The sequence below is a fragment of the Tenacibaculum skagerrakense genome, assembly GCF_004345825.1.
Taxonomy (GTDB): Bacteria; Bacteroidota; Bacteroidia; order Flavobacteriales; family Flavobacteriaceae; genus Polaribacter; species Polaribacter skagerrakensis.
This window is the reverse complement of sequence record NZ_SLXM01000006.1, coordinates 256,035-269,103: the sequence shown is the minus strand read 5'-3', so window position 1 is coordinate 269,103 and position 13,069 is coordinate 256,035. Positions and strand designations below refer to the sequence as shown.

Annotated in this window: 8 protein-coding genes; 3 read left to right on the top strand and 5 right to left on the bottom strand. The window is 31.9% G+C overall.

Annotated elements, in window-relative coordinates; all coding sequences use genetic code 11:
• Positions 1 to 16: 16 nt before the first annotated feature.
• The 3 genes from EV195_RS11465 to EV195_RS11455 all read left to right on the top strand — a co-directional run bounded on the left by EV195_RS11465 (position 17) and on the right by EV195_RS11455 (position 3,802).
• Positions 17 to 337: a T9SS type A sorting domain-containing protein gene (locus EV195_RS11465; RefSeq protein WP_132795090.1), complete on the top strand. Its 321-nt coding sequence runs from the start codon at positions 17 to 19 to the stop codon at positions 335 to 337.
• Positions 334 to 1,272, top strand: a complete 939-nt coding sequence (locus EV195_RS11460; RefSeq protein ID WP_132795089.1) for a ribonuclease Z — start codon at positions 334 to 336, stop codon at positions 1,270 to 1,272. Before EV195_RS11465 ends, EV195_RS11460 begins: the two co-directional genes overlap by 4 nt.
• Positions 1,273 to 1,396: 124 nt before the next feature.
• Positions 1,397 to 3,802 carry a TonB-dependent receptor domain-containing protein gene (locus tag EV195_RS11455; protein WP_132795088.1) on the top strand — a complete coding sequence of 802 codons (2,406 nt, stop codon included), beginning with the start codon at positions 1,397 to 1,399 and terminating at the stop codon, positions 3,800 to 3,802.
• Positions 3,803 to 3,879: 77 nt separating this feature from the next.
• Here the strand turns inward: EV195_RS11455 and EV195_RS11450 are convergent, their stop codons facing one another.
• The 5 genes from EV195_RS11450 to carB form a co-directional block, all read right to left on the bottom strand.
• Entirely contained in the window at positions 3,880 to 5,205 is a 1,326-nt protein-coding gene (locus EV195_RS11450; protein WP_132795087.1) for a TolC family protein, read from the bottom strand.
• 11 nt (positions 5,206 to 5,216) lie between these two features.
• Positions 5,217 to 8,375, bottom strand: a complete 3,159-nt coding sequence (locus tag EV195_RS11445) for an efflux RND transporter permease subunit (RefSeq protein WP_132795086.1) — start codon at positions 8,373 to 8,375, stop codon at positions 5,217 to 5,219.
• Positions 8,376 to 8,381: 6 nt separating this feature from the next.
• Positions 8,382 to 9,509, bottom strand: coding sequence for an efflux RND transporter periplasmic adaptor subunit (locus EV195_RS11440; RefSeq protein WP_132795085.1), 1,128 nt, complete (start codon positions 9,507 to 9,509; stop codon positions 8,382 to 8,384).
• A gap of 9 nt (positions 9,510 to 9,518) precedes the next feature.
• Complete coding sequence (locus EV195_RS11435; protein WP_132795084.1) at positions 9,519 to 9,974, bottom strand: MarR family winged helix-turn-helix transcriptional regulator; 456 nt, start codon at positions 9,972 to 9,974, stop codon at positions 9,519 to 9,521.
• A 144-nt stretch (positions 9,975 to 10,118) separates the two neighbouring features.
• Complete coding sequence (gene carB, locus EV195_RS11430; RefSeq protein WP_132795083.1) at positions 10,119 to 12,971, bottom strand: carbamoyl-phosphate synthase large subunit; 2,853 nt, start codon at positions 12,969 to 12,971, stop codon at positions 10,119 to 10,121.
• Positions 12,972 to 13,069: the final 98 nt, after the last annotated feature.

Below are 13,069 nucleotides of genomic sequence, written 5' to 3'. Positions count from 1 at the left end.
AATATCCCCTTTTATTATGATAAAAAAACTACTTTTTATCCTTACTGTATTATGTGCTTCAGTGGTTTTTTCACAAGAAAAATCAGTGAATAAATTGGTGGCATCACCAAACCCTTTTTTTAATTCTACAACCATAACTTTTAACTCAACTACCCAACAAGAAGTTTTAATTAGCGTTAGAAATGTACTTGGAAAAACAGTTTTTACCAAGAAAATCAATGCTCAAAAAGGACTTAATGAACTTCCTTTTAAGAGAAATGATTTAAGCTCAGGCATGTACATCTACGCAATTCAAACTGGAAATGAAGTGATTTCTAAACGTTTTGTAATTAGATGAGTTTAAAATTAACAGTGTTAGGTTGTCATTCGGCAACACCAAGAGTAAATGCACATCCAACATCTCAATATCTAGAAATAAATAACAGACATTTCTTGATAGACTGTGGAGAAGGTACACAACGTCAAATGCGAAAGTATAAAGTTGGTTTTTCAAAAATCAATCATATTTTTATTTCTCATTTGCATGGTGATCATTTTTTTGGATTAATTGGTTTACTCTCTACTTTCGGAATATTAAATCGAGAAAAAGATTTACATATATTCGGACCTAAAGGTATCAAACAGGTTACTGAACTTCAGTTAAAATTATCTATGTCTCATGTGAAATATAATATTGTTTTTCATGAGTTGACTTCACATAAAAGTGAGTTAATTTTTGAAGATGATAAAGTTGCTGTTTATACTATTCCTTTGAATCACAGAGTATATACAAATGGTTATCTTTTTAAAGAAAAGCCGAAATCGAGAAACTTACATATTGATAACATAAAACAATATGATGAAATTGAAATCTGTGATTATCATAATTTAAAAGCAGGTAAAGATTTTATGCTAAGCTCTGGAGAAATTATTGCTAATGAAGAATTAACTATAGCTCCAGAAAAGCCAAAAAGTTTTGCTTTTTGTAGCGACACAATGTTTAAACCAGATATTGTTCCAATAATCAAAGACGTTGATGTATTATATCATGAAGCTACCTTTTTAAAAGAGTTAGAACATCTTTGTGAAAAAACAAAACATTCTACAGCAGAACAAGCTGCCACTATTGCTAAAAATGCAAATGTTGGAAAATTAATTATTGGACATTATTCTAGTCGATATTCGGATGTTGAATGCTTTAAAGAGGAGGCGCAAACTGTATTCGAAAACGTAGATTTGGCAAGGGTTGGTGAAGTTTATACTTGCACTACAAATATTCCTGCTCACGTTTAAAATCCTTTCTTCTTATAAATTCGTTTTTAGTTAAGAATTCGTTAAACAATGTTAAACGAGGTAACAAAACGTATCTTCTCGTAGTCTTTTATGCATTGAAGAACTACAATAAACAACATAAGAGATGAGAAGAATTTTACTATTACTGGTTTTAGCTATAAGTACCAGTACATTCGCACAAATGAAAAAAGAAAACTTGCCCAGACCAGGAAAAATTTCTGGAAAAGTTATCGACAAACTATCAAAAAAGCCATTACCATATGTAAATATTATTATTAGAGATACTGCTAAAAAAGTATTAACAGGAGGAATTACTGATGAAAAAGGTGATTTCAGTGTTACACAAGTACCAGAAGGAAAAAGCTTTGTTGAAATTCAATTTATTGGATACAAAACAATCAGCAGAGAAATTACAATTAGTAATAAAAGTAGAAATATTGATCTAGGAACAATTGCATTAGAAGAAAACGCTACTACACTTGATGAAGTTGAAGTTAGAGCAGAAACCTCTACTGTAGTACAAAAAGTAGATCGTAAAGTAATCAATGTTGGAAAAGATTTAACATCTGCTGGTGCAACTGCATCTGAACTATTAAACAATGTACAATCTGTAAGTGTTGATAGCCAAACTGGAAACATTAGCTTACGTGGAAACGAAAATGTACGTGTTTTGATAGATGGAAGACCAACTAATATTCCTGTAGCACAGTTATTACGTCAATTACCATCTTCATCAATTAAGAGTATTGAATTGATTACTAATCCTTCTGCAAAATATAACCCAGAAGGCATGAGCGGAATTATCAATATTATTTTGAATAAGAATGCCAATATGGGCTTTAATGGTTCATTAAATACAGGTATTGAAACTGGACATTACGTTCGTTATAATGCTTCAACAAATATGAACTACAAAACAGGAAGCGTAAACTTTTTTGGTAACTATGGTTTCAATGGTGGAGACAGATTTAACTTTGGTTTCATTAATAGAGATGGTGTAAATTTCCAAGATTTCTTATTCATTAATGAAAATGAATCTCATTTATTTAAAATTGGAGCAGACGTTTACATTGATGACAAAAACACTTTTTCTTTTTATACCACTCAAAACTGGTCTGACAATGGTGCAAATGGACGTGTTTTAGTATCGGATGCTTCTAACAATTTAGTTAGTAACGCTCCAAACACACAAGATAACAACAGTCATAACCAAACGTATAATGTAAATTATAAGCATGATTTTGAAAAGAAAGGACATAATATTGAGTTTGAATCTACATACTCTTTAAATGATTCTCCGCAGTTATTAGTTAACAATGACTTGTTAAATCCAAATGATGGTGAGTTAAATTATTTCAATGATATTAATAACGAGCGTCATAATATATTAATCAATTTAGATTATACGAATCCTATTTCTGAAAAGGGTAAATTAGAATTAGGTCTTGAGTACCGCGAAGACGGAACTGACAACACCAACATAACTGACCAAACTAACTTTAATAACTCTTCATTTAGCTACGATAGAAAAATTTTCTCTGGATACGCTAACTATGGACATACATTTGGAAAAGTTACTATGCAGTTAGGTGCAAGATTAGAGCAATTTAATATTGAAGGAATTTTTAATGTTGAGACAGTAGGTACAGAAAGAGTTACAGATGATATTTTTACAATCTATCCTTCTGCATTCTTTACCTATAACCCATCTGAAAAAAATCAATTTCAGTTAAGCTATAGTAAACGTGTAGATAGACCAAACATTCAACAAGTTAATCCGATTAGAGAGTGGAGTACGCCTTTAATTACATCTGTAGGTAACGAAAACTTATTACCGCAGTTTACAAACTCTATTGAAGTAAACTATACAAGAAAAATTAAAGGAGGATCAATCACTTTAGGTACTTTCTATAGAAATATTAACGATGTAATCTCTAGAGTTACATTTAGAGATCCAGCTGATCCGAATAATGTTAGACAGATTTTAACTTTCCAAAATTTTGATGATACAGATGCATACGGAATTGAGCTTTCATCTAACTATAAAATTGCAAAATGGTGGAGAACAAATGCTAGTATGGATTTCTACTCACAAAAGCAATTTGGTGTAGCAGATTTATCAAATCCATCTGCGCCTAGATTAGAAGTACAAAATGAAGTATTTAACGCAAGAATTAGTAACAGCTTTACAGTTTCAAAGAAATTAAGATTACAATTGTTTGCAATGTATCGTGGTTCTGTACAAGATATTCAGTGGAAAGTAGATCCAATGAAAATGGTAAACTTAGGAGCTAACTACTCTGTATTTGATGGGAAAGGAAACGTAACATTTAGAGTTAACGATATATTTAACACAATGCAATTTCAATTCGCTTCAGACAATCCATTTACTCAAAATGGTAGATTTAAATGGGAAAGTAGAACTGCTTACTTAGGATTTAACTACAACTTTGGAGGTGGTAAAAACAAAGCAAAGTCTAGAAGAAGAAGAGATGACAATGAAAAACAAGGAGGTGGTGGCTTCTTTTAATTGAAGGGTAATAGATTAAATCACCAAAAGAAAAGCCGAAGTAAATACTTCGGCTTTTTATATTTTATAAGATATATCTAAAAATTCTTATTATCTAATAGCTCCCCTGAAAGTTGAAACAAACGCAACTCTGCATTTTTAGCAACATATTTTGCATTATTTCTACTCAACTCAGCATTTATCAAATTAATTTGAGCTTGTCTAAAATCAATTGAAGTAATTTGTCCTAACTTATAACGCTCATTAGAACGCTCAAAATTTAATTTATTAGTTACTACATTTCTTTCTTGAGCTTTAAGCGCAAATAAACTATTCTGATACGTTTCCCAAGCATTAGCAACATCTCTTTCTAATTGTTCTTGCAATTGCTCTTTTCTAATTTCCTGATTTTCTAACGCTATTTTAGCATTTGCAACGTTGGTTTGAGTTCTACCTCCATCAAAAAGATTCCATGTTAAATTTAATCCTGCGCTAACACCTGTTTGTGTGTTACTAATCGGACTAAATGCGTTGGTAGCATCACCTGTATTTTTATTCCAAGCATACGAACTTGTTAAACTTACGTTAGGCATCCAACCCGATTGATTGATTTTAACGTCTAAACGACTTAGCTCAATATTTTTCTTAGACTGAAGTAAATTGGCGTTTTTAGATTTTGCTTGACTAAAAATACTATCTAAACTAATTTGTGCATCATATAAAACATCAGTATCAACATCTACAGACGTATTTACATTCCTACCTAAGACTACATTTAAATCGCGCTTTGCATTTTTTAACTGTCTACGAACATCTATATACGTAATACTATCATTGTTAACATCTACTTCAGCATTCAATAATTCTAGTTTTGTACTTTGTCCATATTCAAAACCATACTTAGCTCTTTTAAAACGTTCTTTAGAAATTTCTAATGCCTGCTTTTGAGTAGTTACATTTTCAGACAATCTAGCCACCTCATAATACGCTATAAACAACGTAATAACGGTATTTTCCATTACCTGACGAGCTTGCAACTCAGATAAATTATAACTCTCTTTTAAGCGTTTAAACGCATTTTGCCGATTAAATCCGTTAAAAACTGTATAATTTAAACCTATAGAAGCATTATACGTTTTTGATTCTGCACCCGTAACAGTATTTACAGTTCCGCTTTGAAATTCAATATCTGTATCGTTGTTACTATATCTTGCCCCTGCATTCCCAGTAATGGTTGGCAAATAACCACTATTGTAAATACTCTTATTATTTTCTGCAGTAGCAACATTATTTTTGGTTACTCGTATATCGTAATTATTAGCTAGAGTAAGTTCTAAAGCCTTTTCTTTACTTAATATTTCTTGGGCATAAAAAGTACAATTCGATGCTAAAAGTCCAAGTACAATTACTATTTGTTTTTTCATATGATTTGCTTTTATGCTAATTCTTCCTCTTCTGATTTTAATTCTTTTATTGCTCTTTCAACTTCCTCTCGAGTAGGTTTTTCACCATCCCATAACCAATAAAAATATACTTTCGCATAATTTGATATCGATAATAAAACTGGTAAGGTTAATAACGTTAAAAGAGTAGCTACCATGATTCCGTATGCGATGGATATTGCCATAGGAATTAAAAATTGAGCTTGTCTACTCGTTTCAAAAATAAGTGGGGCTAAACCCGCTACCGTAGTAATAGTAGTTAAGAAAATTGCTCTAAATCTTGATTTACCAGCAGCAAACAATGCTTCCTCATACTTCATTCCTTCTTTCAAATAACCATTAAACTTACTAATCAATACTAAACCATCATTCACCATAATACCAATTAATGCTATAATTCCTAATAATGATAAAATATTAACAGCAAAACCATGTATTAAATGTCCCCAAGCCACTCCTATCAAACTGAAAGGCACCATTACCAATAACATAAACGGTTGCCCGTATGAACGGAAAGTAAACACAATTACAATGTATATAAGTAATAAAATAACTGGTCCTACTAATGCTGCAGAGCTAGATACCTTTGAAGCCTCTCTATTCTGACCTTCGTACAGCGCAGTAACTGATGGATACTTAGCTTTAATTTGTGGCATAATTCGCTCTTGAATATCCACTAAAACATCTGTAGCACTCGCTTGAGCATCTTTCATATCAGCATCTACCTTAATTTCTCTTTGACCATCTAAGTGATTAATAGAAATCTCACCTCGTTCTATTTCGTACGTAGCAATCTCCGAGAATGGGACACGACTTCCAGAAGGAGTAGCTATTCTCATGTCATCTAAATTTTTAATAGATGAACGTTCGTTTTTATTGTAACGTACCCAAACTTTAATTTCATCTTGTCCTCGTTGAAAACGCTGTGCTTGCCTACCAAAAAAACCACTTCTTACTTGCGACATTACTTCATTAAGACTTAAACCTAATAAATAGGCATTATCTTTTAATTGAATTTTTATTTCTTTAATTCCTAAAGGATCATTATCTGTTACATCCTTAAGTTCTCCGTTCTTCTTTAATTCATCTTTCAATTCATCTTTAGCAGCCTTCAACTCATTGATATTATTACTAAGCAATGATACAGAAACAGGACTACCTCCAAAGTTTCCTCCAGAACCAAAAGTAAGTGACTCAACACCATACACTTTACCTACTCGATCTCTAATTACATTTGTTATTTCACGAGAACCAAAAGTCCTCTCTTCACCAGGTAATAAGTTAATTCTTAAAGATGCTTGAGCAGAACCTGGACCAATTTGTTTTAGTACATTTTCAATAACCGATTCTCCGTCTTTACCATATTTTTGAGTAAACTCCTTCCCTACTTCCCATACTTTTTCTTCAACAACAGAAATAATACTATCCGTTATTTTCTCATTTGTTCCTTGTGGCATTGTAAGGTTTACAGAAACACGATCACTCGCTATTGACGGAAAAAAAGTACCTTTAATGATACCTCCTTTAAAAGCTCCGATCGTTATCATTAATAAAGCAATAGGAATTACCAAACCAATAAATTTAAACTCCAACACAAATTTTAACGCTGGAGCATATAACTTATCACGCATAAAATCCATTACATCTTCAGCATATTTGTTGAATTTATAAATCTTTTGATTTCTGTCTAAGGATTTAGAATGTGCGACGTGAGCAGGTAAAATAATTAATGCTTCAACTAAAGATAATACTAAAGTTAGGGCAACTACGGTTGCTACTTCTCCAAAAAATTCACCAATATTTCCATCTAAAAAAAAGAACACAGAAAACGCCAAAACGGTAGTAGTAATTGCTGATATAATAGGCGGTACTACTTCCATTGTACCATCTATTGCAGCACGAATTGGATTTTTACCTTTTTCAAAATGATGATAAATATTTTCAGATATCACAATACCATCATCTACTAAAATTCCGATAACGATAATCATCCCAAATAACGAAAGCACGTTAATAGTAATATTAAAATATCCTGCTAACATGAACATCCCAAAAAATGCTACCGGTAACCCAGCGGCTACCCAAAATGCTAATCTTGGTCTTAAAAACAACGATAAAAACAACATCACAAGTAACATTCCTTGCCAAGCATTTTTAAACAGCAATTCAGTACGCTGATTTAACGTAATTGAAGAATCTCTAGTGATTTCTATTTTTAAATTCTCGTGTTCCTTGTTGAACTTAGCTATGTACTCATTAATCTTCTTAGCAGTTGATAATAAATCTTCATTATTGGTATTACTAACTTGCATTCTTACTGCCAAGTTTCCGTTATAATAATTTCTGTTAGGCGTTTCATTCCAAATATCTCTAACAGTTGCTACATCTTTCAATTTTATAATTCTTCCAGACGGATCTGCTTTAACAACTATGTTATCTAATTCCACTCCGTAATAAGCTCTATTATTAGCACGAATTAAATACTCTTCAGCTTCAGTTTTAACAGAACCTCCAGTAGTTAAAATATTAGAACTAGCAACAGCATTTGCTACTTGATTGAATGTTAAATTATACGCTAACAAAGAATTTTCATTAACGGCAATTTCAATTTCTTCTGCAGGATAACCAGAAATCCCTATCTGCGAAACTCCATCAAATCTTCGTATGTCATTTTCTATATCTCTTGCAATTGATTTTAATGATTTCAATGAAATATTATCACCCGTAACTACAAAACTTATCGTTTCTCTAATATTCTCAACTTTTGCAACAACTGGCGGTTCCATTCCTGTTGGAAAATTAGGCACCTTATCTACTGCATTCTTTACATCAGCTAATACAACATTAATATCGTATTCTTTTAATGTCTCAACAGTAATACTTGCTGCATTTTCTGATGAAGTTGATGTAATTCTATCTACTCCTACCAATCCTTTTAAGTTATCCTCTATTTTAAGCACAACCCCTTCTTCTATTTCTTGAGGTGACGCTCCTGGATACACTACATTAATAGTAATAAATTTGATTCTTGTAAGCGGGAAAAAGGAAGACTTTAAGTTTGAAAAACCAAAATACCCTAATATTACAAATGCAATAATTATGATATTTACAGCAACCGGATATTTTATAAAATACGCTATTATTTTTTTCATAACAATTTATTTTTCAGTTGATTCGTTTTCTGAAAAAATCTTTACTGGCATTCCAGAATAAGCTCCGGCAATTGGTTTAACAACTAATTTAGAACCATTTAGCAGTCCTTTAACCACAACTGTATTCTCTTTGAAATGAACTGGTTGTATATCCACCAAACTTAAAACAGAGTCTTTTACCAAGTAAACAGATTTATTTTCTACCAGAAGTTTTCTATTGATTTCAATAGCATCAGATACCGGCTGAGTTGCTACATTAGCCTCTAAATACATTCCTTCTCTTAATCCTTCTCCTTTAATTTCTATATAAATTGTAACGGTTTGAGAAGCTTGATCAATTCTTCCATTGATTCTCGTTACAACTCCATCCCAAGTTTTTGTTTTTTCAAGATTGTGTAACGTAACTTTTTTTCCATTAACCAAAACATCTGCAAAAGCTGCATTAACCGATAATGGTAATTCAAATACCGAAGTATCAATAAACTCCCCCATCTTTTGTCCAGAACGAACTAATGTACCGTTTGTCACTAAAGCTTCGGTCAAAATACCATCAAATGGAGCTCTAATATTATACTTACCTAGTCTAACTTCTAAATTTTTAATATTATAAAAAGAGGTATAAATGTTTTTTCCTGATAAAAAATATCTCTCTTTATCTGATTTAGGCTCAGGTAAGGGTTGTAAACTCGAGTTTATATTAAAATTTTGTAAGTAAGTACTCCATGTTTGAAAAGACTCTGGATAATCCAATCTTAAATCTGGCATCACCGAAGCTATTAAGTTTTGCAAAGAACTTCGTTGTGATTGAATTGAAGCGTAAAACTCTTGGCTATTAATTTTCAATAAGGTTTGTCCTTTTTTATAAGGTGTACCAACTCGAAAATCTTTTCCTGTAGCTTGTAATACTCCTTGAACCTCAGAATATATGTCAACTTTATTTTTTGCAATTAAGTTTCCATTTGCAGTGATAACAACAGGAATTTCCTTATTCTTAACTTCAGTAACAAAAGCCGTTTTTTCAATTTTTGTTGCTTTTGATTTTGGTTTCTCTTTACTGTTTTCTAAATACTTTGAAAATAAAAAAGATAAAGCTAATACAGCTAATCCAATTCCGGTAATGATTAGTTTTCTCATATGTTACATTTAGTTGTTGCTACAACTGTTTATAGTTTTTGATATTAAATTTTCTTGTACTTTTTGAATGACTTTTATGGTTGATTGAATTTCTTCTTCTGAAATATTTTCTTGTAATGATTCAACAAAGTTTTCAATTATGGGTAATGTTTCATCATATAGCTGAATCCCTTTCTTTGTAAGAAAAATATGATTGATTCTTTTATCGGTTTTTGAAGGAATTCTTGCTACTAATCCTTTTTTCTCCATCGTATTGATTAATCTTGTTAACGAGGTCTTGTCTCTACCTGTTAAATAAGCAAGTTCTTGCTGAGGAACCCCATCTTTTTCGTGAAGTTTTTTAAGAAGTACCCATTGGGTTTTAGTTAAACTAACATTCAATTCATGAAACATATCTTGAATATGATTGTCTATCATTTTCATTGTTTTTCCTAACCAAGGCGCTAATGTTTTATCTAAACCCATTAATTTAATTGAATTCTAACAAAATTAAGACTATATCCTTAATTAGTTGCATATACAACCAGTTAACATTCTGTTAAAAAATCAACAAAAAAAAGCCTAAAGAAATCTCTCTAGGCTTTTAGTTTTACTACTATAATTTTGAATTTATTTGCTTAAATACATTTTTCTTCTAGCATATAATTCATAAAAATCATCATCTCTTAAACTATCGATGAATAAGATACTCTCTCCAGTACTCTTCATCTCTGGCCCAAGTTTTTTGTTTACGTTTGGAAACTTGTTAAAAGAGAAAACTGGTTGTTTGATTGCATACCCATCTAACTGTGGATTGAAATCAAAATCAGTTACTTTCTTTTCTCCTAACATCACCTTAGTTGCATAATTAACATAAGGCTCTTTGTATGCTTTTGCGATAAAAGGTACAGTTCTAGATGCTCTTGGGTTGGCTTCTATAATGTATACTTTATCATCTTTAATAGCAAATTGAATATTTATTAAACCTACCGTATTTAATTCTAAAGCTATCTTTTTAGTATATTCTCTAATTTGTTCCATTACTAATTCACCTAAATTAAATGGTGGTAATGTAGCGTTAGAATCTCCAGAGTGAATACCACATGGCTCTATGTGTTCCATAATTCCAATGATGTACACATTTTCTCCATCACAAATTGCATCTGCTTCAGCTTCAATTGCTCCTTCTAAGTAGTGATCTAACAGTAATTTATTATTTGGAATCTTACGCAGTAAATCTACTACGTGTTCTAATAATTCCTCTTTGTTGATTACAATTTTCATTCCTTGACCTCCTAATACGTATGATGGACGCACTAAAATTGGAAAATCTAATTCATCAGCTAAGGCTAAAGCTTCATCTGCATTTGTTGCTACACCAAATCTTGGATACGGAATATTATTATCTTTTAATAACGTTGAGAAACTTCCTCTATCTTCAGCTAAATCGAGTGATTTATAGCTAGTTCCGATAATTGGAATACCATATCTATCTAACTTTTCAGCTAACTTTAAAGCCGTTTGACCACCTAACTGAACAATAACACCTTCTGGTTTTTCGTGTTTGATAATATCGTAGATATGCTCCCAGAATACTGGTTCGAAGTATAGTTTATCAGCTGTATCAAAATCTGTAGAAACAGTTTCTGGGTTACAGTTAATCATAATCGTTTCGTAACCACATTCTTTAGCAGCATAAACTCCATGCACACAACAATAATCAAATTCGATACCCTGACCAATTCTGTTTGGTCCAGAACCTAAAACTATTATTTTCTTTTTATCTGAAACAATGCTTTCGTTCGCAGGTAACTTTTTTCCATCAGCAGTTTCAACTTCATTTTCGAATGTTGAATAATAATATGGAGTTTGTGCTTTAAATTCAGCAGCACAAGTATCAACTAACTTGTATACTCGCTTAATTTTTAACTCCTCACGTTTCTTATAAACTTCACTTTCTAAACATCCTAACATATGAGCAATCTGACGATCACCGTAACCTTTTTGTTTAGCTTCTAATAATAATTCACGGTCTAAAGTATCAATTGTGTACTTAGAGATTTCTTTCTCTAAGTGGAATAATTCCTCATATTGCTTTAAATACCACATATCAATTTTAGTGATATCATAAATCTTACTTAGAGGAATTCCCATTGCAATAGCATCGTAAATAGCAAATACACGATCCCAACTTGCATGAGTTAATTTATCAATAACTTGATTATAATCTTTATAACCTTTTCCATCAGCTCCTAAACCGTTTCGTTTAATTTCTAAGGATTGAGTAGCTTTGTGTAATGCTTCTTGGAAAGAACGTCCAATTCCCATTACCTCACCTACAGCTTTCATTTGTAACCCTAATGTTCTATCTGAACCTTCGAATTTATCAAAATTCCAACGAGGAATCTTTACGATTACATAATCCAATGTTGGCTCAAATAAAGCAGAAGTAGATTTAGTAATTTGGTTATCTAATTCATCTAAGGTATATCCGATAGCTAATTTAGCTGCAATCTTTGCAATTGGATATCCAGTTGCTTTAGATGCTAATGCCGAAGAACGAGATACACGTGGATTGATTTCAATTGCAATAATATCTTCTTTCTCATCTGGAGAAACTGCAAACTGCACATTACATCCTCCTGCGAATTCTCCAATACTACGCATCATTTTAATTGCCATATCACGCATTTTCTGATAAGTTCTATCAGAAAGTGTCATTGCTGGCGCAACCGTAATAGAGTCGCCTGTATGAATCCCCATCGGGTCCATATTTTCAATAGAACAGATAATTACTACGTTATCGTTATCATCTCTTAATAACTCTAACTCGTACTCTTTCCATCCCATCATCGCTTTATCAATCATTACCTCGTGAATAGGAGAAATTTCCAATCCTCTAGTCAATGATTCTTCAAATTCAGCTTCATTATATACAATCGAAGCTCCAGCTCCTCCTAGAGTAAATGATGCTCTAATACATAATGGAAAACCAAATTCTTGTGCTATTTCTTTTCCTTTTAAATAAGAAGTTGCAGTAGCTTGAGGCGCCATAGGCACATCAATTTTCTCCATTAACTCTCTAAACTTTTCTCTATCTTCTGTTATGTTAATAGCATCAATATCAACACCTATAATCTCAACGCCAAAATCTTCCCAAATACCTTTTTCATCAGCTTCAATACATAAGTTTAAAGCAGTCTGTCCTCCCATTGTTGGAAGTACAGCATCAATTTGTGGATGCTCTTTTAGAATTTGTATTAATGACTTTGTTTTTAACGGCAACAAGTAAACATGATCCGCCATTGATGGATCTGTCATAATAGTTGCTGGATTAGAATTGATTAAAATCGTTTCTATTCCATCTTCTCTAAGAGAACGTAATGCTTGTGAACCAGAATAATCAAACTCACATGCTTGTCCAATTACAATTGGCCCTGATCCAATAATTAAAATCGATTTTAGGTCTTTTCTTTTAGGCATTTGTGTTGTGTTATTTTGTGTGTTGTGTAAAAATATAAAAATTGATTGGGTATAAAAAAAGGTGTTACTATTAAAAAGTAACACCTTGATATAAACAA